Genomic DNA, 23,501 nt, shown 5'->3' with positions numbered 1-23,501 from the left:
GTCCTTAGAATGCGCGTTTGATAGTGAAAGAGAGGTAGTCGCGGTCTGCCAGCGACTGGGCGTAGCTCAGTATTGGTTTGTTGGTGACCGGATTATTCTTCAGGAAGGTGCCTGCCGCGCCAAGGAAGCGCACGTAGTTGATACCGATCTTCCAGTCCTGGCGATAGGTGGCGTTGATGCCGATATTAAAATCACCGCCGTGCGAGCTGCCGCCGTTGAAGTTAAATACGGCACGCGAGCGGCCATCGATGTTGTAGCCGATGCCGATCGGGACTGACAGATCGAGCCCATTGATTACCTGGTAATACGACGGTTCGAAGATCATGCGTGCCGAGGTAGCGTCGCGCGTGGTATTGGGATCAAGCGAACCTTGCCAGGTAACGCTGGTAGCGCGGTTCCATGCTAATTCGCCTAGCAGTGACGCCCCCTGGAACAGTGCGGTGGTGGGCATGACGTAAATCGCTGAGAGGTTGACGTGTGCCGTGTTGCCGACTGCGTAAGCAGGGTTGCTGTTATTGTCAGCAAGAACGCCGGTGCCAGCCCGGGATAAAAAGTTTGGCGTGGGATCACTGACCAATGGTGTGTTGCGGCGTATCGAAACTTCGGCCGCTACGTTTGCGCCAAATAACACGGTGCTGGCACTGGCACCGAAAGTGCGGATGCCTTCTGCATACACTGCCTGCACGGCGGACGGTGCACCGGGTGGGAAACTGGGCGCAAACTGGAGGTAAAAATAAGGGGTTTTGTCGTGGTAACGCGCGGCATACAGACCATATTCGACGTCCGAGCCAGCAGGTGTAAACTTGATTTGCAGGCCGCCCTGGCCAGAGCTTTTTGCCTTCATGTCCGCAATAGTGTAGAAGGCTGGTGCGCCGCTGTTTGTCGGTGCCACCAGAAAGGCACTGCTACCAGCACCTGCAGCATCGTAAGAGCTGAGATAGCTGCCGACACCAGGAATCTGGGAAGGACGCCATTCCAACTGGTAGTAGCCACCGATCGACACATTCGGCAACACTTGCAGTTGGCCTGAGATTTGATTGACTGGACGCAGGATTTCCTTGAACTGCGCGCCCGGCACGCTAAGCAGTTTAACCAGATCCACCGGTCCTTGTGCATTGGCGATACCGTTAGCTCCGAAGAACAGGCTCTCACCATACTGCAGTGTATGGCGGCCAACGCGCACGGTACCCGGCAAATCGCCCAGTGACCCCTTGGCGAAAACAAAAGCATCCAGCAGTTCTGCATTGCGGCCATGCAGCGTACGGGTGCCGTCAGTGAAGCTGTTGCCGGCGTTGCCGACCAAGGTCGCAGCGTTACTGCCGTAGGACGCGTTGTCGTTGCTGCGGTTGTAGACGGAGTCATACCACGCTGCAGCACTGATGCGCATGCCCAGATTGCGGGTGCCGGCATCGAACTCGGACAGCCAGTCGACACGGTTTGAGACGATACCCTTGTTGCGGAAGTTCTGGTTACCATCGTCAAGGTTATAGCCGGTGAAGTCGCCCGGGCCAGCTGATGGATAGCCACCGGCCAGCAGACGCGCATCAGCATCCTTCAGGCGATACGCGGTGCTATATTTGAATGTATTATTCCAGCTGATTTTGAGATCGGGATTATCGGTTTCGAACTCGTAGGCGTAGACGTGGGCGGTCGGTAGTGCGGCTGCCACAGCCAGTGCCAACAGGGTCGGACTCAGACGTTTATTCGCTTTCATGTATAGTCTCCTCATTATAGTTGTGTGGCCGCTAACGCGCGGCCTGACGGATGGTATGCATCAGATAAAAGTTGAGACCAGTCCCCCGTCTACCGGCAGGTTGACACCGCTGATCCAGCGTGCGTCGTCACTGCACAGAAAACTGATTGCAGCAGCTACTTCGTCTGCATAAGCCGGGCGTTTCATACGGTGGGCATCGCGCTGCACGCGTTCCTCGCCCAGCATGGATACAAAATCGCCCAGAATAGGTGTGAAGACCGGGCCGGGTGCCACACAATTCATGCGTACTGAATGCTCCAGAAACCATGGCTGTGATTGCGCATAGGTCCAGACGATCAGTGCCTCTTTGAAATACTGGTAGCAGGTGTCAGCCGGGACAGGATGTGCTTCCAGCCAGGCCTGACCAGCGGCGAAACCATTTGCGGCTGCCAGTTCCTTGTGCAGCGCAGTGCGCTCAGGCCATTCCGCGCCCAGGATAGAGGCGACGTTGACAATCGAACCCCCAACTGGCATGCGTGGCAATACACCTTCGGTCAGATGACGCAGGCCAAGGTAGTTAACACGCGCCAGCAACGCCGGGTCAGCCGTGCCAGGCACGCCAGCGATGTTGCACAGTGCATCCACACGCTGTGGCAGTTTGGCGATGGCGGCGTCGATGCTGACTGTCTGCCCCATATCGACTGCGATAAAACCGTCCAGTGTCAGCCCCGGTTCGTTGCGGTCCATGCCGATCACTGTGGCACCTTCAAAGCGCGCCAGGCGGGCTACTTCGGCGCCGATGCCGGAGGCGGCACCGGTAACGACGATGGTTTTGTTACGTAACTTCATGTTGTCTCCTGGTTGATGTTTTGTGTGGTTGTGTGTGAATCAGAAGGGATAGCGTGGCGCTTCGGCTTTCATTGTCAGCCACTGCCATTGGGTGAATTCGTCCCAGTCAGCCGTGCCGCCGTGGCGGCCACCGTTGCCGGAGGTGCCACCACCGCCGAATGGCGCGTGCACTTCGGCCAGCACGGTCTGGTCATTGATATGGACGTGACCAGCTGGCACGCGATCCACGATGTACATGCCGCGTGCCAGATCCGGAGTAATCACGCCCAGTGCCAGGCAGCCACTGGTGGCTGAAGCAAGGTCGATGGCTTCCTGGTCGGTGTCGAACACCGTGATTGATGCTACCGGGCCAAACAATTCTTCCTCGAAGCAGCGCATGCCGGGACGGACATCAGTCAATACTGTCGGTTGGTAGAACTGCCGGTCATAGCTGCCGCCGGCCAGCAGGGTGGCACCGGCGGCTACGCTGTCTTCGACGATGGCATGCACACGCTGCACCTGACGGGCATTGATCAACGGGCCTAATGCAACCTGACCCTTCATCGGATCACCAACCGGCAGGTGACGCGCCTTGGCAACCACCCGTTCTATGACGGCGTCAGCAATACCGCGCTGGAGCAGAATGCGGCCAGAAGCCATGCATATCTGGCCCTGATGCAAGTAAGCACCCCAGGCCACGTTGGCGGCGGCGATGTCCGGGTCAGCATCATCAAGGATAATCAGCGAATTTTTGCCACCCAGTTCCAGCGACATCTTTTTCAGATTACGGCCCGCTGCTTCGCCTATGCTGCGGCCCACAGCGGTCGATCCGGTGAAAGCGATCATGGCTATGTCGGGATGGTTGCACATGGCCTGACCAGCTTCTGCAGCACCCGGCAACACATGCAGCACGCCTTTCGGCAAGCCGGCTGCTTCGAAGATACGGGCAATCAACACACCACCGCTGATTGGCGTTTGCAGATCAGGCTTGTGCACTACCGCATTGCCAGTCGCGAGTGCTGGTGCGATAGAACGGATCGACAGAATAAGAGGGAAATTGAAAGGCGAGATCACGCCTACGACGCCATGTGGAACGCGGCGCGCAATACTCATCTGACCGCTGCCCGAAGCCAGTAATTGACCCTTGGGCTGGGTCAACATTGCGGCAGCTTCCTGCAGATGTCCGCATGCTTCACGCAGTTCCAGATCGGCCTTGGGGCGAATTGCGCCAGTCTCGCGCACGATCCATACGGCCAGTTCATCATGATGTTCGGTGATTAACGCGGCTGCCTTGCGGAAAATGGCAGCGCGTTCCTTATAGTCGCTGCTGGCCCACGCGGTTTGTGCTGCACGCGCCTGTGTGGCGGCCAGCGCCACATCGTCTGCATTCGCCAGACCGATGCGGCCTAACTGTTCGCCGGTGGCGGGTTCGATGAAAGTGTGGTTGCCGCCCTTGGCAGTAATCCAGTCACCATTGAAGATGCGATCTTGCCAGATCGCGGGGCGCAAAAAACCGATAGCGTCAGTCATGTTGTCTCCTGTTGATTGAGGGATGGTGGGAAAGTCAGCTTCCTTGCATGTTTGTTGCATGAAAGTCTGCTTGCCGCTTTTGTCTTAGCTATTACAAGTTATGTGCCAGCTCCTTGAATGCTGAAGTTATTGCGGCGCACTAAGCGGTGTTTGTACTGTGTGTTAAGTCGCTGTTGAAGGATCTGGCGTGGCGCGCTGCAGCAAAAAAGATATCGCGCTGGCGATTGATGAAATGATCAAACTGGAGATTTGCCGATGTATGATTTGATAAAAGACGATGAAAGTGGAGACATGAGCAAACCCCATCGCGTATCACTGTCCGACGTATCTCGCGCCACCGGCAAGATGCTGAACCGTGGCGATAACGCACAACTTCATGCCGGCGCGGCACCAACGCTGGAAGATCTCACGCAAAGCCTGCATTTTTCGCCTGGTGATGGACGCATCTGGCTCAACGGCCAGCGTATGCAGCTGTTGCATACCACTTCTCTTGGCGCGCTGCGACGGGAACTGCTCGAAAGCATAGGCTCCGGGCGCACTCGCGGCTTGCTGACCCGGGTCGGTTATTCGGCTGGTGCACGTGACGCCCAGTTGCTGCGCGAACGCTGGCCAGATGCTGATGCGGCCACGCTGTTTGCCGCAGGACCGCGCATGCATTCGCTGGAAGGGGCGGTCAAGGTTGAGCCACTGCATTTTGAATTCGATGTTGAGCGCGGCACCTATCACGGCGAGTTCCTGTGGCATCACTCCAGTGAGGACGAGGTGCATACAGCCGATTTCGGCATCGGTACCGAGCCAGCGTGCTGGATGCAGACTGGCTACGCCATGGGCTATACCAGCGCGATGATAGGGCGGCTGATCATCTACCGCGAGGTCGAGTGCACGTCCATGGGCCACAAGCATTGTCGCCTGATTGGAAAACCTGCCGATGAATGGGAAAACGTGGAAGAGGACCTGCGTTTCCTGAACGCGGAGTCTTTTGTCAGTACCACGGCTTACGGCGGACCTGGGCAACATCAGCAAGCTGCAGTGCTTCCAGGCGACGACGGGCGGTCTTATGGCGAGAAGGAAATGGTGGGCGTGTCGTCGGCCTTTAACGCGGCCTGCCACATGTTACGGCGAGTCGCGCCGACTGCGGCCACGGTACTGTTCACTGGTGAATCCGGTGTGGGTAAGGAGCTGTTCGCCCACATGCTGCACCAGATAGGCGCCCGCAAGGCGCAGCCCTTCGTGGCGGTCAATTGTGCGGCGATTCCCGAGACGCTCATCGAGTCTGAACTATTTGGCGTGGAGCGTGGTGCCTACACCGGCGCCAGCCAGTCACGGCCAGGTCGTTTCGAGCGTGCCTCGGGTGGAACTCTGTTTCTCGACGAAATTGGGACGCTCAGCATGGTCGCGCAGGGCAAGCTGCTGCGTGCGTTGCAAGAGGGCGAAATTGAACGGGTAGGGGGTGTGCGCAGCGTGAAGGTTGATGTCCGATTGGTGGCTGCAACCAATGTCGATTTGCGTGAGGAGATCCGGCAGGGTCGCTTTCGTGAAGACTTGTTCTTTCGCCTGAATGTGTTCCCCATCCACTTGCCGCCACTGCGGGACAGGCGCGACGACATCCCACTGTTGATGGGTTACTTCATGCGCCATTACGGGCAAAAGCATCAGCGCCGTGTGATCGGCTTTACTGCACGTGCGGTGGATGCCTTGCTCAACTACCACTTCCCCGGCAATATTCGTGAGCTGCAAAACCTGGTGGAGCGTGGTGTCATTTTTGCTAACGAGGATGGTCCAATAGATCTGCCTCACCTGTTCACCAGTGGTGAAGAATCACAAACCTCGTATTTCTCACTGGCGCAAACAGGTCGCCTGACTGGTCACGGTGCCGCCGCAACGGAAGCGCCGCCCAGTGGTGCGCTGCTCGATGTGCTTCCCGGCATGCTGCAACAAGCATCAGAGCAGAACCTGGGCTGGTCACTGGACCATCTGGAAAGTACCTTGATACTCGCGGCGGTGGAGCGGGCTGATGGCAATCTGTCGGCAGCAGCACGCATGCTGGGCCTGACGCGGCCACAGTTGTCATACCGGATGAAGAAGCTGCAGCAAGGCTGAGCTCCGGTCACACATGCTCCGGTAGTCTCCGCCAGCAGGATACGGGCGGAGGCGGTCTTTTGGAAAGCAGATGACTGGATTCACTCAGCCTTATTTACCAGGATCTTTTTGGTGGTTGAACTGGTCGAATTCGACGTTGTAGAATTCATCACCGACCTTTTCAACCTTGCGCACGTAGACTGTCTGCACGATGTCACGGGTTTGTGGGTCAATGGCGATCGGACCGCGCGGGCTGTTGAGCTGTATGTTCTTCAGAATGGCCATGGCCTGGTCGCCGTCGATTTTACCGTTCAATTTACGTACTACTTCATAGATCGCCGCCATGCCGTCATATGCCGCCACCGCCATGAAGTTGGGGCGGCCTGCACCTGGATTGGCAGCCGCAAAACTTTTCAGGAAAGCCTGGTTTTCTGGTGATTTGTGCGCTGCTGAATAGTGAAAAGTGGTGATCACGCCCAATGTGGTGTCACCCATGGCAGGCAGTACATGGTCATCGGTCAGGTCGCCTGTGGCGATAACCTTGATGCCCGCCGCAGCCAGGCCGCGCTCACGGTAACCCTTCATGAAGGCAATGCCTTGTTCGCCAGCTGGCACGAAAATGAACACGGCATCTGGCTTGGCGTCCTTGACGCGTTGAATGTAAGGCGCGAATTCTGGATTGCGTAGCGGAACACGGATTGCCTCAGTAACCGTGCCGCCGCCTTTGACCAGCTCATTCTTGAACGCCGTTTCGGCATCAATGCCGGGGCCATAATCGGCCACCAGTGTCACAACTTTCTTGATGTTGTTCTTTGCTGCCCAGGTTGCCATAGGTGCAGAGATCTGCGGCAGCGTCATCGAAAAGCGCACGATGTAATTGGACTTGGTGGTGATCACCGATGTGGCGGCGTTCATGATGATCATCGGCTTCTTTGCCTGTTCAGCAATGGGGGCAACGGCCAGCGCTTCTGGCGTCAGGCCGAAACCAGCCAGGAAATCGACCTTGTCGCGCACCACCAATTCCTGCGCCAGCCGCTTGGCGATTTCAGGTGATGGGCCTGTGGTGTCCTTGACGATGATCTCAATTTTTTTGCCTGCAACCGTGTTGCCGTTTTGTGCCATCCACGTTTTGATGCCACCTTCCATTTGTTTTCCATAATCGGCGAAGGGGCCTGAGAAGGCGGCGATCAAGCCAATCTTGATGGTGTCTTCGGCCTGCGCCAGCGGCAGTGCTAACCATGCAACGGCTGCCAATGTCGCCATTGATACAAATTTTTTCATTGTCATGCTGGTCTCCTATATTGTTCAGTGCGTTCTGCGTTCTGCGTTCTTTTTTCTTTTTGAAGAATAGCCAGACGTGGCGATTGTTCGCAACAGCAGGTTTCAATTCTTCCACGCGGCATTTGTAGATAGCCGATCGCTTTATATATAGTATCTAATGTGTGTGCGATTAACAATCCATTGTTCGATAATCGAACAATTTAAAAAATGTGCGATTATCCTTTCGCACTAAGCGCACACCAGTTGCCAGATTTACGTGGTCTCCATTGTTTGATATGACTCAATGTTCTTCATTCACTGGTTGCGTCCAGGCGCTTTGCGACCTGAACCAGCCAGCGGCGAACTGCAATTTCATCGGCTTGGCTAACATCAGCCAACAGCGTCGTTTCAACTGCCTGGGCCGCTAACTTGCAGCGAGTAAGCAGCTCCAGCCCCGCCTCGGTGATCTCGATAATTTGTATCCGGCCATGTTCCTGGTGCGGTCGCCGTGAAACTGCTCCGGCACGCTCCAGGTTTCCGACAATAACGCTCATCGTTTGCGGTGTCAGTAGTGACAATCTGGCCAGTTCTGCGCCAGAAGCGCTTGGGTATGCTGCGAGCATGGTCAACACCGAAAACTGGGGCAAGGTCAGACCCATGTCTTGTAAAGAACGTTCCATCCTGATTCTGTGAGCCGCATGGGCCTGCCGTAACAGATAACCGATGTGACCTGTTTCACCTCGTTTGCCTTCACCTATTTCTGGAATCGGCGTGCCTTGTATTTTTGACTTGCGCATAATGTTAGAGTTCGTATATTATTGTTCGAGTTCTTATATTAATCCTTTGGAGTGCATTATGACATCTTTATTCAATCGACGAAGCGATTGGGCATCTTTTGAACTAGCTGCGCCAAGCGTCGTTGCAGCGCTACGACTGTTGGGAAAGGCAGTTGACGACTCAGGACTGGACAAGCAACTCACCGAGCTGTTGAAATTGCGAGCCTCCCAGCTAAATGGATGTGCGTTTTGCCTTCAGTTCCATTTGAATCTGGCGCGCAAGCTGGGTTTGGCGCAGGTAAAAATCGACTTGGTCGCAACATGGCGTGAAGCTGGCGTGTTTTCAGCACGTGAGCGCGCCGCACTGGCATGGACTGAAGCACTGACCTTGATGGCGCAACAACACGTTGCCGACGCTGTGTATATCGGGCTGCAAGCAGAATTCAGCGAATCTGAAATAGCTTTTCTGACCACTGCTGTGGGTGCTATCAATGCCTGGAATCGTATTGCAGGTGCCTTGCAGTTCTCTCCGCCTATTCCCAGAGACCAAATGACAGAAGGCGGGAGATTATGAGTAAACAGAACCTGGTACTTCAGTCGGTCAGTAGTGAAGCAGACGTGCGCGGCTGCTTCCGGCTGATGCGGCAACTGCGCCCGCACCTCACATCTGAGGATGAATTTTGCGACCGTTGGCGACGTCAGGCAGCAGAGGGCTACCACCTGGCTGGCTTGTTCGACGGAAACGAAGTCGTGGCGCTGACTGGCTATCGCGTGCAGGAGAATTTGGTGCATGGTCGCTTCCTCTATGTGGACGACCTGGTGACAGATGCGGCTCTACGCAGTGGTGGCTATGGTGAACAGTTGATGGCGTATTTACGCGACCGGGCACGTGCATTAGGTTGCGGCAAACTTGTACTGGACACACCTTTGTCGAACTCGCTTGGCCATCGCTTCTATTTTCGCTGCGGCTTACTGGCAAGTGCTCTGCGCTTTAACGTTCCGATTGAGGTATGAGCATATGGCAACACTGCTGCACGTTGCCGCCAGCCCACGCGCCGGCGTATCACACAGTCGTCAGGCTGCAGATGAACTTGTACAGGGTATAGAGGTCCGGATGTCCGGACTGAGCGTTGTGCTACGTGACTTGGCAGAAACTGCTGTACCGCACGTCAGCGCAGCATTCGCGAGTGCAAGCCTGACGGCAGCATCGCAGCGCAACAGTATTCATCATCAGGAACTGGTGCTTTCAGAGACGCTGATAGATGAACTTGATGCCGCCGATGCCATCCTGCTTTCTACCCCGTTGCACAACTTTAGCGTACCCTCAGTGTTAAAAAGCTGGATCGACCATGTGGTACGTCCAGACCGCAGCTTTCGCTCAACCAGTAATGGCAAAGTGGGGCTGCTGCGTGACCGGCCTGTGTGCGTGCTAATAGCCTGTGGGGGTACTCTCGGAAGTGGTCCGTCGTCGCAAACCGACTGGGCAACACCTTACCTGCGCTACGTCTTCGAGACCATCGGCCTGCGCAATTTTCAGGCATTCGCGCTAGAAAATTGCAACCGGTCGCACCAGGCCCAAATGGAATCGCGTGCGCGTTTCGAAGAGTGGTTATCCGTGAAATCCTGGCCTTGGTGATTGACGGATAAATTGATTCAGCACCCTGGACGGCAACTGAAGCAAATCAAAGTCATTACAGAGTGAGGAGTGCTACGCCAACACAGTGGGGACACAGAGGGTTTTGCCGATCACATCTTCGGTCTGATGCCTTTGATTGCATCCGTTGCTTCTATGGCAGTAATATTGAGAGTTCCTGTGCGCCACGCAACAGCACCGGCAGGAACTCATTTTTCAACTGTTTGACGCTGACGCGGGACGCCTGTGTCCCCACGTTCAATGCTGCCAACACTGTACCGGACGCGCCACGCACAGGTACAGCAATGGACCGCAGGCCCAGTTCCAGTTCCTCATTATTGATGGCATAGCCAGCTTGACGCACGTCGGCCAGGACTTCCCGCAGACGTTTTTGGTTGATCACTGTATGTTCCGTCATCGGACGCAGTTTGGTACGTGCCAGGTACTTCTCCAGTTCATCAGGTGGCAGATACGCCAGCATCACGCGACCAAGCGAAGTGCAGTAAGCGGGCAGGCGACTACCAGTGTTCAGCGCCACTGACATCACGCGTGAAGTCGCGGCGCGCGCCACATACAGCACCTCACCGTCATCCAGCACCGCCAGTGAACTCGATTCGTTCAAGGTACGACTGATGTTGTTCAGGTACGGTTGGGCTGACACCGTCAGCGGTGTTGACGAGAGATAAGAATATCCCAGCGTCAGCACCTTGGGTCGTAGTGAAAAATTATTCAACTCCGCATCCACGTAGCCCAGTTCACGCAAGGTGTGCAGGCAGCGCCGTACGGCTGCGCGTGGAATCCCGGTTTTCTGGCTGATATTGGCAATGGTCTGCGGTTTGCGTGAATCACTGAAAGCACGCACCACAGCCAGACCGCGCGCCAGCGAGGTCATGAAACTGGGATCGGTCAGTGCGTCGATCTGCTCCGAGATGCTTGGTTCGTGTTCTTGCCCGGTTTCTGGGGTATTGGTTTTGGGTTTGGTGATCTTGGACATGACGTAATTTTAATGCAGTCGGTAAGTTCGATAGTTTTATTTGTTGACCAGCAGGATGTGACCTTGTTACACTATTCGTGCGATAAACAATCATTTGTTCGATTATCGCACATAATTAGTCGTAAATAGGACTTACGCAAAACGGTCTCAGCAAGGCGTAGCGACGAAGACAGTACGAATAGTACGGCTAGGAGCTGCAACGCAGCTGGGGCAGTTTTGCGTAAGTCCTAGTAAAGTGAATAACAAGGGCAGACATATGATTGATAAGACTTTTGAGTCGCTGGAGCGCGCCGTGGCTGATATTCACGATGGCGCTACGGTCATGATTGGCGGCTTCGGCAACGCTGGCATGCCGTCCGCGCTGATAGATGCGCTGATTGCGCAGGGCGCACGCGAACTCACGATCGTTAACAACAATGCCGGCAACGGTGAAACGGGGCTGGCCGCGCTGCTGAAGAGCAAACGGGTGCGCAAGATCATCTGTTCTTTCCCGCGCCAGACTGACTCTCATCATTTTGACGCGCTATACCGTGCTGGCGAAATCGAACTGGAACTGACCCCGCAAGGTAATCTGGCTGAGCGCATCCGTGCTGCCGGTGCCGGTATTGGCGGTTTTTTCTCGCCGACTGGTTATGGTACCTTGCTGGCGGAGGGCAAAGAGACACGTCTGATCAATGGCCGCCACTACGTGCTGGAAGCGCCGATTCACGCCGACTTTGCGCTGATCAAGGCGCTGCACGGCGACCGCTGGGGCAATCTGGTGTATCGCAAGACGGCCCGTAATTTTGGCCCCATCATGGCGATGGCGGCCCGGACTACCATCGCGCAGGTGCGACAGGTGGTGGCACTGGGCGAATTGGATCCTGAAGAGATCATCACGCCCGGCATCTTTGTTCAACGCGTGGTGAAGGAGTCAGCATGACGAATAAATATACCCGCGACCAGATGGCGGCCCGTGTTGCACGAGACATCCCTGAAGGAGCTTATGTCAATCTGGGCATAGGCTTGCCGACCAAGGTGGCCGACCACCTGCCAGCCGAGCGAGAAGTGTTTTTGCATAGCGAAAACGGTTTGCTGGGCATGGGGCCTGCACCAGCTCCCGGCGAGGAAGACGAAGACCTTATCAATGCTGGCAAGCAGCCGGTCACGCTGCTGACAGGCGGAGCTTACTTTCACCACGGTGATTCGTTCGCTATGATGCGCGGAGGACATCTGGATATCTGCGTGCTCGGCGCTTTTCAGGTAGCAGCCAACGGTGACCTGGCCAACTGGCACACCGGTGCGCCCGACGCCATCCCGGCCGTGGGCGGCGCAATGGACCTGGCAATCGGTGCCAAACAGGTGTTCGTGATGATGGACCATCAGACCAAGACAGGTGAAAGCAAGATCGTCACCCAATGCAGTTACCCATTGACTGGCATGGCTTGTGTCAACCGTATCTATACTGACCTGGCCGTGCTGGATGTGACACCTCAGGGATTGGCAGTACGCGAGATAGCCCCAGGCATGAGCTTTGAAGAGTTACAGGCCGCCACTGGCGCGCCGCTGTTACCGTTAAAATAAAAGGGGATAACATGAACGAAGCCTATATCTGTGATGCAGTGCGAACGCCAATAGGTCGTTACGGCGGATCGTTAAAAGACGTGCGTGCGGACGACCTCGGTGCACTGCCTATGCGTGAACTGATGCGCCGCAATCCGGGCGTCGACTGGACTGCAGTCGATGACGTGATCTACGGCTGTGCCAACCAGGCTGGCGAGGACAATCGCAATGTGGCGCGCATGTCGGCATTGCTGGCAGGCTTGCCACAGGAAGTGCCAGGCTCTACCATTAACCGGCTGTGCGGTTCGGGAATGGACGCCATCGGTACTGCGGCACGCGCAATCCGGGCTGGTGACGCCAGCCTGTTGATAGCAGGTGGAGTCGAATCGATGACACGTGCACCTTTCGTTATGGGTAAGACTGATTCAGCGTTTGCGCGCAATGCGTCACTGCAGGATACGACCATGGGCTGGCGCTTCATCAACAAAGCGCTGAAGGAAGTTTACGGCGTCGAGACCATGCCAGAAACGGCAGAAAACGTTGCCCAGGATTATGGTATCAGCCGTGCCGACCAGGATGCGTTTGCGCTGGCCAGCCAGAACAAGGCAGGTGTCGCCATCGCCGAAGGCATTTTTGCACGTGAGATTATGCCCGTATCGCTGCCGCAGAAGAAGGGTGATCCCGTCATTTTTAATCAGGACGAGCACCCGCGCGCTACCACGTTGGATGCGTTGGCGAAGTTGAAAGGCGTGGTCAGAGCGGATGGTAGTGTTACCGCAGGCAATGCATCTGGCATCAATGACGGTGCCTGCGCGCTGCTGATCGCCAATGCCGACGCAGCGCGCCAGTATGGACTAAAGCCGTTAGCACGCGTCGTTGGTATGGCAACTGCTGGTGTGGCACCGCGTGTCATGGGTATCGGCCCGGTACCTGCAGTACAAAAGCTGCTGCGCCAGACTGGCCTGACACTGGAACAGATGGATGTGATAGAACTGAACGAAGCCTTTGCTGCGCAGGGTCTGGCCGTGTTGCGCCAGTTGGGCCTGCGTGACGACGACTCGCGCGTCAATCCAAATGGTGGTGCTATTGCGCTGGGCCATCCACTGGGTATGAGCGGTGCCCGGCTGGTTACCACGGCGACCTACCAATTGCATCGCAGCGGTGGACGTTATGCGCTGTGCAGCATGTGTATAGGGGTGGGGCAGGGCATTGCGATGATCATTGAAAAAGTGTGATTGAAAAATGTAATTCGTGTAGTTTGTCGTTGGGATTGGCAGGGGACAATATGGGTGATAAAAAGAAATACCATACCAACATGCGCGCTGAGAGTACGTCATGCTGACCAATATTGCTGGTGTGCTGTTCGACGGCATCGCCTATGGCAGCCTGTTGTTTCTCATCAGCGTTGGTCTGTCGGTAACAATGGGTATGATGAACTTCATTAACTTGGCACACGGTGCTTTTGCGATGCTGGGCGGGTATGTCAGCGTCACGCTGCTATCCCGGCTGGGAGTGCCATTCCTGGCGTCGCTGCCGCTGGCTTTTCTGGCATCCGCCGTCGCCGGGCTGGTGCTGGAACGGCTTTTGTATCGTCGCCTCTACCAGGCAAGCCACCTGGATCAGGTATTGTTCTCTATCGGTCTTACCTTCATGTCGGTAGCAGGTGCCACCTGGTTATTCGGCCCGACGCAACAGCCAGTCACACTGCCGGACTGGTTGCACGGTCAGGTATCGCTGCTGGGGCTGGATGTTGGTGTCTACCGTCTGTTCCTGATTGGCGTGGTGGTGCTGGTTACCGTGGCCTTGGGTTTATTGATTGAACGTACCCGTTTTGGAGCGCAAATTCGGGCGTCGGTAGATAATCAGACTGCCGCTGCTGGTTTGGGTATCAATGTCAGCCTGGTATTTAGCCTGACCTTCGCGCTGGGTTCTGGCTTGGCCGGGCTGGGCGGAGGCTTGGGTATTGATGTACTGGGGTTGGATCCGACTTTCCCGATCAAATACATGGTTTACTTCCTGTTGGTGGTCGCCGTGGGTGGAGCCGGGACGATCAAAGGGCCACTGTTGGCGGCGTTGATCCTTGGTGTGTTCGATGTGGCCGGCAAATACTACGTGCCGCAAGTGGGTGCCTTCGTCATCTATGGTCTGATGGTGTTGTTGCTGATATTGTTTCCGGCTGGTTTGATACGGAGGAAAGCATGAACGCCCCTGCCGAAGCCGTCATCCAACCGGCTGACGCTGCTACAACTATCCAATCTCAGGTGACGCCCGTACCTTGTTTACCCCATGATCGCTGGACGCTGCTGGAAGTTGCTTTCTGGCTGCTGCCGGTGGCGGCGTATTTTTCTTTTCCTGGTTACCTGGTACTGATCAGTCAGATCATGATCGTTGGTCTGTTCGCGCTGTCACTGGACCTGATGCTGGGCTATGCGGGCATTGTTTCGCTGGGACACGCAGCTTTCTTCGGCTTGGGTGCCTACACCGCCGGCCTGTTGTCTGTGCACGGCTGGAGTGAACCGTTCAGCGGATTGCTGGCTGGCGCTGCTGTTGCCGGGCTGTTTGGCTTTATTACATCGTGGCTAGTGGTGCGTGGCCAGGATTTGACCCGCCTGATGGTCACACTAGGTATCGGCCTGATGTTGTTTGAAGCAGCCAATAAAGCATCTTTCCTGACTGGCGGCGTGGATGGTTTGTCCGGCATGGTGGTCGGTAAATTGTTCGGTGTCTTCGAGTTCGATTTGAACGGCAAGGTCGCTTATTGTTATAGCCTAGCCGTATTATTTCTTGTATTTTTGTTGCTGCGCCGACTGGTGAAGTCGCCGTTTGGTCTGAGTCTGATCGGCATTCGCGAGGGCGTGCGCCGCATGCCTGCACTGGGCGTCAATGTTAATCGCCGTCTGGTAGCTGTATTTACGGTCGCTGCGACAGTGGCCGGTTTGGCGGGGGCACTGCTGGCGCAAACCACACAGTTTGTCGGGCTGGATTCACTGGGCTTTCCACGCTCGGCAGAACTGTTGATCATGCTGGTGCTGGGCGGAACTGGTCGACTGTACGGGGCGCTGATTGGCGCTGCAGTGTACATGCTGGCACAGGACTATCTTTCAGGGCTCAACCCAGCATACTGGCAGTTTTATATTGGTCTGCTGCTGATGGTGATCGTACTGTTTGCACGTGGCGGTATTCTTGGTGGCTTGGAAGTACTGGCCCGCCGTGTCAAATCATTGCTGGGCAGGGAGCAAACATGAGGCATCCCAATAACGACGACAACACAGACATCACATTACGCACCGAAGGCTTGAGCAAGCAGTGGGGTGCATTCGTCGCCAACAGCGACATCAACCTGACCTTCAAGCCCGGTGCACGCCATGCACTGATCGGTCCCAACGGTGCAGGCAAGACCACCTTTATCAATTTGCTGACAGGTAGTCTTTTACCCAGCAGCGGTAAAGTGTATCTGGGCGGTGAAGACATTACACATTTGCCGCAGCACCGGCGTGTGCAACGCGGCATGACCCGCACCTTCCAGCTCAATACCTTGTTTGCTGGTATGACGGTATTGGAGTCAGTGGCACTGGCCATTTGCGAGCGACGCGGGTTACAGTCGATCTGGTATCAAACTGTGGCAAAGCAAGCCGACGTCATTGAAGAGGCGATGACCCTGCTCGCCACACTCAAACTGAGTGATCAGGCCAATAGCATCACGCGCAGCATGGCCTATGGCAAACAGCGGTTGGTGGAAATTGCGCTGGCGCTGGCTACCAAACCACGCATTTTGCTGCTGGACGAACCAGCCGCCGGCATCCCGCAGACCGAAAGCAAGGAGCTGTTCGAGGTGCTGGCCCAACTGCCGCGCGAAGTCACTGTGCTATTTATTGAACATGATATGGGACTGGTGTTTCGTTTCGCCGACCGTATTACGGTATTAGTCTCTGGCAAGGTGCTGACCGAAGGCACGCCGGACGAGATTGCGGCAGATCCTCGGGTCAGGGAAGTCTATCTGGGGGAGGCTGAATATGTCTGAGTTGTTGGCACTCGATAAAGTCTGCGCCGGTTATGGTGAATCGGTGGTACTGGAGGATGTTTCGTTCGTACTGAAAGAAGGTGACAGTCTGGCATTGCTCGGTCGCAACGGTGTCGGCAAGACCAGCCTGCTGGTGACGCTGATGGGATTGACGCGGCTGCACAGCGGCACGATTCGCTGGGCCGGGCGCGATATCGTGCGCACGCCCACGCATCAGCGCTCGCGAGTTGGTTTGGGCTGGGTGCCACAGGAGCGACATATGTTTCCCTCGTTGACGGTGGAAGAACATCTGACGGTGGTAGCGCGTCCTGGACCATGGGATCTGCAGAAGGTGTATCAGATATTCCCGCGGCTGTTCGAGCGCCGTAGCAACATGGGTAACCAGCTATCCGGCGGTGAACAGCAAATGGTGGCAATTGCCCGCGCACTGATGACCAACCCTCGTATCTTGCTGCTGGATGAGCCCATGGAAGGCCTGGCACCCATCATCGTACAGGAATTGATGCGGGTGATCCGCAAACTTGTGCAGGATGATGGCATGTCGGTGATCGTGGTTGAGCAGCATGCGCGCCTGGCGCTGTCGTTGACGCAGCGCGCCATCGTGCTCGATCGTGGTCGCATCGTGCACGATTCGGACAGTGCCAGCCTGTTGGCAGATGGCGACAAGTTGGATCACCTTGTCGCCGTTGCCTGACTCATAGGGAATCGAATGCCAGCTTAGAATGCCAACTTATTTGGGCTTGTAGATGCCCGCACCAACTGTGTATTTGTCGCTTGCCAGACGGATATAGGACGTTTTGTCTTCCAGTGTCTTGGTGACTGGATTGACCCAGACATAATCGACCCAGCCGGATTTTTTCGATTGGGCCATGTCCCGCATGTCCTGTACAAACTTTTTCCCGTTGGCGTCCTTCAACTGTGACATGTCTTTGCCATTCATCTTGGGCGTTACGGCGTGACAGACCATCATCATCTGCGCGTCCTGGACGAAAACATACAGGTCACCCTGAATAAAGCCACCCTTGGGATCAGAAAAGTCTTTGCAGGCTTCATCAATACCTTTTTTCTGGATATCTGCCACCGCCTTGTCCACCAAAGCAATAGCATCGGCCTTGGTGGCGGTCTGTGCCAGGACGGGCAGGACAGGAGCAAGTAATAGGGCGGTCAAGCTGGCGATGGCGTAAGGTTTCATAATGTCTCCTGATGTGGTGAATGGAATATTCCTGTGTTATTGCACTAGTTTACCTCGCGCTGGGCTGGTGCGCTATTGGTGAGCGGGGCGCGGCTTTGCTCGTTGTTTTCCTGCACAAGTTTGGTCAGCAGTTTCATGAATTGCTGCTGTTCTGCATCCGTCAACGGTGCCAGCAAACGGCGTCGCAGTCGCTGCGCACCGGGGATCAGGTCATTCAGCAATTGCTCGCCAGCGTGGGTGATAGTCAGTGCACGTTGGCGACGGTTGGTCGGGATGACCCGGCGTTCCAGCAAACCCTTTTCCTCCAGTCGCGCGCATACGGTGGCACCGGTCGAGGTGTCAATGCCGCTGATGGCAGAAAGCGATACCTGATCGATGCCCTCGTGATTTTCGAGGTTGCGCAACATTGCATACTGTACCGGTGTCAGTTCATCACCCATTTCATCATAAAAAATCGATACCGAGATTTGCTGCGCGCGGCGCAACAAATGGCCCGGATGTTCGTACAAGTCAATCAGCTTGCTTTCTGTTGTTTGCATAGTGTTTTCTCAGCTGTTGCGGTGCAACGTAAAAAGAATTCGTGTACGACGTATACATCGCCGGATTCCAGTCTATACTTTACTATATTCAGTACACTGAATATTAACTTAAAACTCAAAAAAGGAGACCAGGATGTTCCCTAAAAATACTTGGTATGTAGCTTGCACGCCGGATGAAATAGAAACTAAGCCGCTGGGGCGCAAGATTTGCGGCGAGCAGATCGTGTTTTATCGCGGACCGGAAGGTAAGGTCGCAGCGGTGGAGGATTTTTGTCCACACCGTGGCGCGCCGTTGTCGTTGGGCTTTGTTCGCGACGGCCAGTTGGTGTGCGGCTATCATGGACTGGAGATGGGCTGCGACGGCAAGGTGATCAGCATGCCGGGCCAGCGCGTGCGTGGTTTTCCCTGCATACGCAGTTATCCGGTAGAGGAACGCTATGGTTTCATCTGGGTTTGGACCGGCGAGCGCGAACTGGCTGATCCGGCCAAGATTCACCATCTGGAATGGGCTGTCAATCCGGAATGGGCTTATGGTGGTGGCTTGTATCACATCAACTGCGAATACCGGCTGATGATCGATAATCTGATGGACCTGACGCACGAAACCTATGTGCATGCGTCCAGCATCGGCCAGAAGGAAATTGACGAGGCGCCTGTCAACACCCGCGTCGAGGGCGAGGAAGTCATCACCAGTCGCTTCATGGAAAACATCATGGCACCACCATTCTGGCGCGCAGCTCTGCGTGGAAACGGTTTGGCGGACGACGTACCGGTGGACCGCTGGCAGATCTGCCGCTTTACACCACCCAGCCACGTGATGATTGAGGTCGGCGTCGCGCATGCAGGCAAGGGTGGTTACAATGCCGATTCGCAACACAAGGCATCGAGCATTGTGGTCGACTTCATTACGCCAGAAACCGAGACCTCGCACTGGTATTTTTGGGGCATGGCACGCAATTTCAGGCCTGACGACAAGGAACTGACTGCCACTATCCGTGAAGGTCAGGGCAAGATATTTGGTGAAGACCGCGAGATGCTGGAGCTGCAGCAGGCCAATATTCTGCGTCATCCCGAGCGTAAGCTGCTGATGTTGAATATCGATGCCGGTGGCGTGCAGTCACGCCGCGTACTGGATCAGTGGCTGGAGCGGGAGCAAGTGAAATGAGCGCCGGTTTGCTGCAAGTGCGGGTAGAGCGCAAGCACGTCGAAGCAGACGATATTTGCAGCTACGAACTGGTCAGCCCGGATGGTGCGCAGCTGCCGCCGTTCTCTGCCGGCTCGCATATCGATGTGCATATAGGCACGGGTCTGGTGCGACAATATTCGCTCTGCAATCCACCCCGCGAGCGTCACCGCTATCTGATAGGCGTACTGCGTGATCCTGCATCACGCGGTGGATCACAAACCATGCATGAAGATATTAAAGCTGGCGACACCTTGCAGATCAGCACACCGAAAAACCATTTTCCCTTAACCGAGGCCAAATACAGCCTGCTGTTGGCGGGCGGTATCGGCGTCACGCCGATTCTTGCCATGGCAGAAGCCTTGTCTGCGCAGGGGGATACGTTCGAGATGCACTATTGCGCGCGCTCACCCGAACGTACGGCGTTCCGTCAGCGCATCGCAGCAGCACCATTCGCGGAGCAGGTGCATTTTCACTACGATAATGGGGATGCGGCGCAGAAGCTGGATTTGCCCACGCTGCTGACGCGGCTGGACCGTCAGACCCACATCTATCTGTGTGGTCCGGCCGGTTTCATCGATCATGTAAAGGCCACGGCCAAAGCGCACGACTGGCCTCAGGCGCAGTTGCACCTTGAGTACTTTGGTGCTGCAGTAGCCCCAGCTATAGTGGTGGGTGGTGACCAGGCATTTGAAGTGCGGCTGGCTTCAAGCGGCAAGGTGTATATCATTCCACCCGGTAGCACGGTATTACGCGTGCTGAGCGATGCGGGCGTGTTCATTCCTGCATCTTGCGAGCAGGGTGTGTGCGGTACCTGTCTGACACGCGTGCTGGAAGGTGTTCCTGATCATCGCGACTTGTATCTGGATGAATCAGAGCAAGCGGCCAATGACCAGTTCACGCCTTGTTGTTCACGTTCCAAAACGGGTACTTTACTGCTGGATTTATAATTGAACAGCCTCGCCAGCCATCCGGTCGCTCATCTACAAGGATGGCGATCTGACGGCCAGCATCGGTTTACAGCGTGGCAATAAATTCCTGAACCGCGAGTGTGAAGGCCAGAGGTTGTTCGACATAACTCAGGTGCGATGCTTGATCCAATATCTTCAATTGCGCACCGGGGATATTAGCCACCAGTGTTCGTGCCATCTCCACTGGCGTGCCCTGGTCCAGCTCGCCAGCGATCACCAGCGTTGGCGCGGCAATGGTACTCAACCGGCCAGTTGTATCGACAGTACCAACTGCATGGCAGCAACCAATATAACCTGTTGCATCCGTGCTAACCACCCGGCGACGGAAGCGAGTGACTGTAGCTGCGTGGTCGCTACGGAATTGTTCGCGAAAATAACGCCCCATCACAGCGTCGGCAATAGCTTCAATACCGCCTTCGCGCACGGTAGCAATACGCTGGCGCCAGGCCTCGCGTGCGACATCGGGATAGCCTGAAGTGGTATTGGCCAGCACCAGTGCCCGTATCAGGGAAGGATGATGCAGTGCCAGTTCCTGGCCCACCATTCCGCCCATCGACAAGCCTATCCACACTACCGGCCCTGTATCCAATTCGCGCAGCAGGGCTGCCGCATCGTCTGCCAAGTCGGCCATATTGTACATGCCCGTCGGTGCTTCGGAACTGCCATGGCCGCGATGGTCGTAGGTGATCACCCGGCAGTCTTCAGCCAGCAGATTGGCCAGGTCGTCCCACATGGTCAGGTCACAGCCCAACGCATGGCTTAGTACTACAGTGTGTCGCGGTGCCTTGCCGTTGCGTGGTGCACGAGTCGTATAGTGCAGCGCGGGCTGGCCGGCACTACGGGCGGCGTGACCAATGCCAGGGTGGCAGGTAGCGTCTGGTGACAGCGGTGTCAGTTCATAGCCGATTTGCGGTCCTACTTCACGCAAGATCACTTGTGCATGGGTAAACGCGGTATTGGCAGCAGGGACACCAGCATAGATGGCAGACTGTATTAATACTTCTTTCAATTCGTCCGGCGTCAGGCGATTTGTTTCGTCACCCAGTAGCGCGGCCCGCACATGCAAATCGAACTCTTCCCAGCGCCCCAACGCAATCGTGATGGCCAGAACAATGGCGCGCCTGGTTTGCTGTTCCAGACCAGGCCGACCCCAGATTTCATTCCAGGCAAAGCGTGTGATCAGGTTCTGGAACTCGGCGTTGAAGCTGTTGGCGTTGGTCAGGGAGCGGTCCACCCAGGCATCCCCAAGAATGGCGCGGCGATTATGTAATCCACGCTCGAAGTCGTGGTCGATAGGGTCGAAGCTCATGCAGTAGTCCTGTGATAAAAATGGGTGGCATTTAGTGCAGTGATGTCGCTGTGCAGACGGTCTAGCTGCTGCCTCGCCAGACGCTGTGCGGGGGCAGTGGCTGCAACTGGGTCGAATAGCGCAGCCAGGGCGGGCAGATCAGTTTGTTTGCGCAAGCTGGCGTCGGCTTGTACAGCGTCAGCCAGCACATCAAGCAAATGACGCTGGCTGGCCAGTGCTTCGCGACTCATTTGTTCCAGCAGCCGGTGAGCTGCCGGGCGGCCAATGCTGGCTGCCAGTACCGCCGATGCTGCTTCGGCAAAGACCAGTCCTTGCAGGGCGTCAATATTGCGCAGCATGCGGCCAGTATCAACCTGCAGGCCCGCAAAGGCGTCATTCAGTGCCTGTAGCGCACCGTGTGCACTGAGAAACAGGCCAGGCCATTCTGCAAGTTCGGCCTGCCAGTTACCCAGTCCGCGCTCATGTTGCTGTCCCATGCTTGCCAGTAACGCAGCACCGTGCTGCGGTGTACGGATAGCTGCGGCCAGTGCGATCATGGACGATACTGGATTGCGTTTATGCGGCATGGCGGAAGAACCACCGCGACCCTGACCGGATGGTTCGGCCAGTTCAGCGATTTCACCTTGTGCCATCAGGCTGACATCGGTAGCGATCTTGCCCAAACTACCCGTCAGGACTGCCACTTCCAGCCCCAGTCGCACCCATTCGTCGCGCTGCGTGTGCCACGCAGCATCAGCCAGCTTCAGGCCCAGATCGCTGGCTACGCGTGCGGCTACTGCGGTGCCTTGCTCACCCATCACTGCCAGCGTGCCGACTGCGCCGCCCAATTGTAGTTGCAACGCACGTGCAGCGCATTCGCGCAGACGTGCACGTGCGCGCACCAGCGGTGCCAGCCAGCCAGTTATCTTGAAACCAAAACTACTGACTTGTGCCGGCTGCATTAACGTACGTGCCAGTACCGGCGTGGCGATGTGTTGATCCGCTAATTGCAGCAGATGCCCGGTCAGGTCATGCAGGCCGTCGTCCAGCAACTGCAGCGCGTTGCGTGTGGCCAGCACCATGGCAGTGTCGATCACGTCCTGGCTGGTGCTACCCCAATGCACGCGCGTTGCCGCCTCTGCGTCATACAGCGCCACGGCGCGTGTCAATTCGTGCACCAGCGGAATCGCCAGACTACCGGCACGGCGGCCAGCATTGACAATGGCCGGGATGTCATACAGTTGCGCATTGCAGACGCCAGCAATGGCGTGTGCCGTCGTTGCTGGAAGCAAGCCTTCCTCAGACTGGGCGCGCGCCAGTGCAGCTTCAAAGCGCAACATGGCCTGCACGATTGCTGCATCGTCAAAGACAGCAATCATGTCGGGCGTGGTGAGGAAGTTGTCGAAGATGGATACGCTCAAGAGAACTCCGCTGCAAGGTCATACATAGTCGAAGAATGCGGTTTCCTTATCGGTCTGCATCCAGATGTCCCAGTGATAGGTGCCGGGCGCTGTTTTGCGGGCGATCAGGGACGGGCGGCGATTTTCTGGCACCTGCTGCAGTATGACAGATTGTGCCAGGCCGCTGTCATCGTCCAGGAAAATGGCGGTGAACTGGTGCTTGACCAGGCCGCGTGCGAACACGGTGATAAAGGTGGCAGGTACGCCCTTGGTGGGTAGCTCAATTTGCGAAAGCCGCAAACTGAAGCGGCCGGCGTCGTCACTCGGCACGCGGCGAAAGCCCGGCAGAGCCTGTGCCGCTTCTGCGCCAGCTGCGGCTGGCTGCCAGGCTTCGATCTGGGCATCGTTGATAGGCTGGTCGTCGCCATCATAGATGGCACCGCTAATGGTGATGGTGGCTGCTGTGGTTTCCAGCCGTGCGGCGGCGGTGGCGTCAACCGCCCACTGCCAGGCTTCATGCGAAAAAGGGCCGATGGTTTGTGATGTAGTGATGTTGCTCATGCGTGTCTCTC

At 56.2% G+C, this 23,501-nt stretch carries 24 protein-coding genes; 13 read left to right on the top strand and 11 right to left on the bottom strand.

The features are described from left to right. Positions 1-4: 4 nt before the first annotated feature. The 3 genes from AC1RVX_RS18480 to AC1RVX_RS18470 are packed head-to-tail and all read right to left on the bottom strand — an operon-like array spanning position 5 to position 4,051. A complete protein-coding gene (locus tag AC1RVX_RS18480; protein ID WP_493218069.1) occupies positions 5-1,714 on the bottom strand; it encodes a DUF1302 domain-containing protein in 1,710 nt (569 codons plus the stop codon). Between the two features lie 60 nt (positions 1,715-1,774). Continuing rightward, on the bottom strand, positions 1,775-2,542 hold the full coding sequence (locus tag AC1RVX_RS18475) for a coniferyl-alcohol dehydrogenase (protein WP_493218068.1): 768 nt from the start codon (positions 2,540-2,542) through the stop codon (positions 1,775-1,777). 39 nt (positions 2,543-2,581) lie between these two features. Continuing rightward, positions 2,582-4,051 (bottom strand): benzaldehyde dehydrogenase, encoded by a 1,470-nt coding sequence (locus AC1RVX_RS18470; RefSeq protein ID WP_493218067.1) that lies wholly within the window; start codon positions 4,049-4,051, stop codon positions 2,582-2,584. A gap of 291 nt (positions 4,052-4,342) precedes the next feature. Between AC1RVX_RS18470 and AC1RVX_RS18465 the strand changes: the two genes are divergently transcribed. Then, positions 4,343-6,151 carry a sigma 54-interacting transcriptional regulator gene (locus AC1RVX_RS18465; protein WP_493218066.1) on the top strand — a complete coding sequence of 603 codons (1,809 nt, stop codon included), beginning with the start codon at positions 4,343-4,345 and terminating at the stop codon, positions 6,149-6,151. A gap of 90 nt (positions 6,152-6,241) precedes the next feature. On the opposite strand, the gene AC1RVX_RS18460 is transcribed toward AC1RVX_RS18465, so the two are convergent. Together AC1RVX_RS18460 and AC1RVX_RS18455 are read right to left on the bottom strand one after the other, a co-directional pair. After that, entirely contained in the window at positions 6,242-7,417 is a 1,176-nt protein-coding gene (locus AC1RVX_RS18460; RefSeq protein ID WP_493218065.1) for an ABC transporter substrate-binding protein, read from the bottom strand. 284 nt (positions 7,418-7,701) lie between these two features. Further along, the gene (locus AC1RVX_RS18455) at positions 7,702-8,187 is read right to left on the bottom strand and encodes a MarR family winged helix-turn-helix transcriptional regulator (protein ID WP_493218064.1); all 486 of its coding nucleotides are present in this window, start codon (positions 8,185-8,187) and stop codon (positions 7,702-7,704) included. Between the two features lie 58 nt (positions 8,188-8,245). Here AC1RVX_RS18455 and AC1RVX_RS18450 point away from each other — a divergent pair, with 58 nt between their 5' ends. From AC1RVX_RS18450 to AC1RVX_RS18440, 3 genes are read left to right on the top strand one after another with little or no spacing between them, the layout of a single operon-like run. After that, positions 8,246-8,740, top strand: a complete 495-nt coding sequence (locus AC1RVX_RS18450) for a carboxymuconolactone decarboxylase family protein (protein WP_493218063.1) — start codon at positions 8,246-8,248, stop codon at positions 8,738-8,740. Then, entirely contained in the window at positions 8,737-9,180 is a 444-nt protein-coding gene (locus AC1RVX_RS18445; protein WP_493218062.1) for a GNAT family N-acetyltransferase, read from the top strand. The genes AC1RVX_RS18450 and AC1RVX_RS18445 overlap by 4 nt, the downstream gene beginning before the upstream one ends. 4 nt (positions 9,181-9,184) lie before the next feature. Continuing rightward, positions 9,185-9,802 (top strand): FMN-dependent NADH-azoreductase, encoded by a 618-nt coding sequence (locus AC1RVX_RS18440; protein WP_493218061.1) that lies wholly within the window; start codon positions 9,185-9,187, stop codon positions 9,800-9,802. Positions 9,803-9,953: 151 nt separating this feature from the next. Here the strand turns inward: AC1RVX_RS18440 and AC1RVX_RS18435 are convergent, their stop codons facing one another. After that, the gene (locus AC1RVX_RS18435) at positions 9,954-10,793 is read right to left on the bottom strand and encodes an IclR family transcriptional regulator domain-containing protein (protein WP_493218060.1); all 840 of its coding nucleotides are present in this window, start codon (positions 10,791-10,793) and stop codon (positions 9,954-9,956) included. A 256-nt stretch (positions 10,794-11,049) separates the two neighbouring features. Here AC1RVX_RS18435 and AC1RVX_RS18430 point away from each other — a divergent pair, with 256 nt between their 5' ends. The 7 genes from AC1RVX_RS18430 to AC1RVX_RS18400 all read left to right on the top strand — a co-directional run bounded on the left by AC1RVX_RS18430 (position 11,050) and on the right by AC1RVX_RS18400 (position 17,050). Beyond that, positions 11,050-11,715 carry a 3-oxoacid CoA-transferase subunit A gene (locus AC1RVX_RS18430; RefSeq protein WP_493218059.1) on the top strand — a complete coding sequence of 222 codons (666 nt, stop codon included), beginning with the start codon at positions 11,050-11,052 and terminating at the stop codon, positions 11,713-11,715. Then, positions 11,712-12,356: a CoA transferase subunit B gene (locus AC1RVX_RS18425; protein WP_493218058.1), complete on the top strand. Its 645-nt coding sequence runs from the start codon at positions 11,712-11,714 to the stop codon at positions 12,354-12,356. Before AC1RVX_RS18430 ends, AC1RVX_RS18425 begins: the two co-directional genes overlap by 4 nt. A gap of 11 nt (positions 12,357-12,367) precedes the next feature. Beyond that, positions 12,368-13,570, top strand: coding sequence for a 3-oxoadipyl-CoA thiolase (gene pcaF, locus AC1RVX_RS18420; RefSeq protein ID WP_493218057.1), 1,203 nt, complete (start codon positions 12,368-12,370; stop codon positions 13,568-13,570). Between the two features lie 100 nt (positions 13,571-13,670). After that, complete coding sequence (locus tag AC1RVX_RS18415; protein WP_493218056.1) at positions 13,671-14,537, top strand: branched-chain amino acid ABC transporter permease; 867 nt, start codon at positions 13,671-13,673, stop codon at positions 14,535-14,537. Next, the gene (locus AC1RVX_RS18410; protein ID WP_493218055.1) at positions 14,534-15,580 is read left to right on the top strand and encodes a branched-chain amino acid ABC transporter permease; all 1,047 of its coding nucleotides are present in this window, start codon (positions 14,534-14,536) and stop codon (positions 15,578-15,580) included. The genes AC1RVX_RS18415 and AC1RVX_RS18410 overlap by 4 nt, the downstream gene beginning before the upstream one ends. After that, positions 15,577-16,356: an ABC transporter ATP-binding protein gene (locus AC1RVX_RS18405; RefSeq protein WP_493218054.1), complete on the top strand. Its 780-nt coding sequence runs from the start codon at positions 15,577-15,579 to the stop codon at positions 16,354-16,356. The genes AC1RVX_RS18410 and AC1RVX_RS18405 overlap by 4 nt, the downstream gene beginning before the upstream one ends. Next, entirely contained in the window at positions 16,349-17,050 is a 702-nt protein-coding gene (locus tag AC1RVX_RS18400) for an ABC transporter ATP-binding protein (RefSeq protein ID WP_493218053.1), read from the top strand. Before AC1RVX_RS18405 ends, AC1RVX_RS18400 begins: the two co-directional genes overlap by 8 nt. 36 nt (positions 17,051-17,086) lie before the next feature. Here the strand turns inward: AC1RVX_RS18400 and AC1RVX_RS18395 are convergent, their stop codons facing one another. Together AC1RVX_RS18395 and AC1RVX_RS18390 are read right to left on the bottom strand one after the other, a co-directional pair. Then, a complete protein-coding gene (locus AC1RVX_RS18395) occupies positions 17,087-17,548 on the bottom strand; it encodes a cache domain-containing protein (RefSeq protein ID WP_493218052.1) in 462 nt (153 codons plus the stop codon). 44 nt (positions 17,549-17,592) lie between these two features. After that, positions 17,593-18,087 (bottom strand): MarR family winged helix-turn-helix transcriptional regulator, encoded by a 495-nt coding sequence (locus AC1RVX_RS18390; RefSeq protein ID WP_493218051.1) that lies wholly within the window; start codon positions 18,085-18,087, stop codon positions 17,593-17,595. A 133-nt stretch (positions 18,088-18,220) separates the two neighbouring features. On the opposite strand from AC1RVX_RS18390, the gene AC1RVX_RS18385 reads away from it, so the two are divergent. Together AC1RVX_RS18385 and AC1RVX_RS18380 are read left to right on the top strand one after the other, a co-directional pair. Further along, positions 18,221-19,252 carry a Rieske 2Fe-2S domain-containing protein gene (locus AC1RVX_RS18385; RefSeq protein WP_493218050.1) on the top strand — a complete coding sequence of 344 codons (1,032 nt, stop codon included), beginning with the start codon at positions 18,221-18,223 and terminating at the stop codon, positions 19,250-19,252. After that, a complete protein-coding gene (locus AC1RVX_RS18380) occupies positions 19,249-20,220 on the top strand; it encodes a PDR/VanB family oxidoreductase (RefSeq protein WP_493218049.1) in 972 nt (323 codons plus the stop codon). Before AC1RVX_RS18385 ends, AC1RVX_RS18380 begins: the two co-directional genes overlap by 4 nt. A gap of 67 nt (positions 20,221-20,287) precedes the next feature. On the opposite strand, the gene pcaCD is transcribed toward AC1RVX_RS18380, so the two are convergent. The 3 genes from pcaCD to AC1RVX_RS18365 are packed head-to-tail and all read right to left on the bottom strand — an operon-like array spanning position 20,288 to position 23,490. After that, positions 20,288-21,550 carry a bifunctional 4-carboxymuconolactone decarboxylase/3-oxoadipate enol-lactonase PcaCD gene (gene pcaCD, locus AC1RVX_RS18375; RefSeq protein ID WP_493218048.1) on the bottom strand — a complete coding sequence of 421 codons (1,263 nt, stop codon included), beginning with the start codon at positions 21,548-21,550 and terminating at the stop codon, positions 20,288-20,290. After that, on the bottom strand, positions 21,547-22,950 hold the full coding sequence (gene pcaB / locus AC1RVX_RS18370; RefSeq protein WP_493218047.1) for a 3-carboxy-cis,cis-muconate cycloisomerase: 1,404 nt from the start codon (positions 22,948-22,950) through the stop codon (positions 21,547-21,549). The genes pcaCD and pcaB overlap by 4 nt, the downstream gene beginning before the upstream one ends. A gap of 18 nt (positions 22,951-22,968) precedes the next feature. After that, positions 22,969-23,490 (bottom strand): peptidase associated/transthyretin-like domain-containing protein, encoded by a 522-nt coding sequence (locus AC1RVX_RS18365; protein ID WP_493218046.1) that lies wholly within the window; start codon positions 23,488-23,490, stop codon positions 22,969-22,971. Positions 23,491-23,501 lie beyond the last annotated feature (11 nt).

The sequence above is a fragment of the Undibacterium sp. GW821-FHT11B02 genome (assembly GCF_058808955.1).
Note: the sequence above shows the minus strand (reverse complement) of the source record. Positions and strands in the feature narration are given on the sequence as shown.

What these genes read in the sequence shown, in the direction of transcription:
- AC1RVX_RS18415 (WP_493218056.1), top strand. Translation starts at nt 13,671, where the DNA reads ATGCTGACCAATATTGCTGGTGTGCTGTTCGACGGCATCGCCTATGGC.
- AC1RVX_RS18390 (WP_493218051.1), bottom strand. Translation starts at nt 18,087, where the DNA reads ATGCAAACAACAGAAAGCAAGCTGATTGACTTGTACGAACATCCGGGC.
- pcaCD (WP_493218048.1), bottom strand. Translation starts at nt 21,550, where the DNA reads ATGAGCTTCGACCCTATCGACCACGACTTCGAGCGTGGATTACATAAT.
- AC1RVX_RS18435 (WP_493218060.1), bottom strand. Translation starts at nt 10,793, where the DNA reads ATGTCCAAGATCACCAAACCCAAAACCAATACCCCAGAAACCGGGCAA.
- AC1RVX_RS18465 (WP_493218066.1), top strand. Translation starts at nt 4,343, where the DNA reads ATGAGCAAACCCCATCGCGTATCACTGTCCGACGTATCTCGCGCCACC.
- AC1RVX_RS18460 (WP_493218065.1), bottom strand. Translation starts at nt 7,417, where the DNA reads ATGACAATGAAAAAATTTGTATCAATGGCGACATTGGCAGCCGTTGCA.
- AC1RVX_RS18380 (WP_493218049.1), top strand. Translation starts at nt 19,249, where the DNA reads ATGAGCGCCGGTTTGCTGCAAGTGCGGGTAGAGCGCAAGCACGTCGAA.
- AC1RVX_RS18395 (WP_493218052.1), bottom strand. Translation starts at nt 17,548, where the DNA reads ATGAAACCTTACGCCATCGCCAGCTTGACCGCCCTATTACTTGCTCCT.
- AC1RVX_RS18365 (WP_493218046.1), bottom strand. Translation starts at nt 23,490, where the DNA reads ATGAGCAACATCACTACATCACAAACCATCGGCCCTTTTTCGCATGAA.
- pcaF (WP_493218057.1), top strand. Translation starts at nt 12,368, where the DNA reads ATGAACGAAGCCTATATCTGTGATGCAGTGCGAACGCCAATAGGTCGT.
- AC1RVX_RS18385 (WP_493218050.1), top strand. Translation starts at nt 18,221, where the DNA reads ATGTTCCCTAAAAATACTTGGTATGTAGCTTGCACGCCGGATGAAATA.
- AC1RVX_RS18470 (WP_493218067.1), bottom strand. Translation starts at nt 4,051, where the DNA reads ATGACTGACGCTATCGGTTTTTTGCGCCCCGCGATCTGGCAAGATCGC.
- AC1RVX_RS18480 (WP_493218069.1), bottom strand. Translation starts at nt 1,714, where the DNA reads ATGAAAGCGAATAAACGTCTGAGTCCGACCCTGTTGGCACTGGCTGTG.
- AC1RVX_RS18440 (WP_493218061.1), top strand. Translation starts at nt 9,185, where the DNA reads ATGGCAACACTGCTGCACGTTGCCGCCAGCCCACGCGCCGGCGTATCA.
- AC1RVX_RS18475 (WP_493218068.1), bottom strand. Translation starts at nt 2,542, where the DNA reads ATGAAGTTACGTAACAAAACCATCGTCGTTACCGGTGCCGCCTCCGGC.
- AC1RVX_RS18410 (WP_493218055.1), top strand. Translation starts at nt 14,534, where the DNA reads ATGAACGCCCCTGCCGAAGCCGTCATCCAACCGGCTGACGCTGCTACA.
- AC1RVX_RS18450 (WP_493218063.1), top strand. Translation starts at nt 8,246, where the DNA reads ATGACATCTTTATTCAATCGACGAAGCGATTGGGCATCTTTTGAACTA.
- AC1RVX_RS18455 (WP_493218064.1), bottom strand. Translation starts at nt 8,187, where the DNA reads ATGCGCAAGTCAAAAATACAAGGCACGCCGATTCCAGAAATAGGTGAA.
- AC1RVX_RS18425 (WP_493218058.1), top strand. Translation starts at nt 11,712, where the DNA reads ATGACGAATAAATATACCCGCGACCAGATGGCGGCCCGTGTTGCACGA.
- AC1RVX_RS18445 (WP_493218062.1), top strand. Translation starts at nt 8,737, where the DNA reads ATGAGTAAACAGAACCTGGTACTTCAGTCGGTCAGTAGTGAAGCAGAC.
- AC1RVX_RS18400 (WP_493218053.1), top strand. Translation starts at nt 16,349, where the DNA reads ATGTCTGAGTTGTTGGCACTCGATAAAGTCTGCGCCGGTTATGGTGAA.
- AC1RVX_RS18405 (WP_493218054.1), top strand. Translation starts at nt 15,577, where the DNA reads ATGAGGCATCCCAATAACGACGACAACACAGACATCACATTACGCACC.
- AC1RVX_RS18430 (WP_493218059.1), top strand. Translation starts at nt 11,050, where the DNA reads ATGATTGATAAGACTTTTGAGTCGCTGGAGCGCGCCGTGGCTGATATT.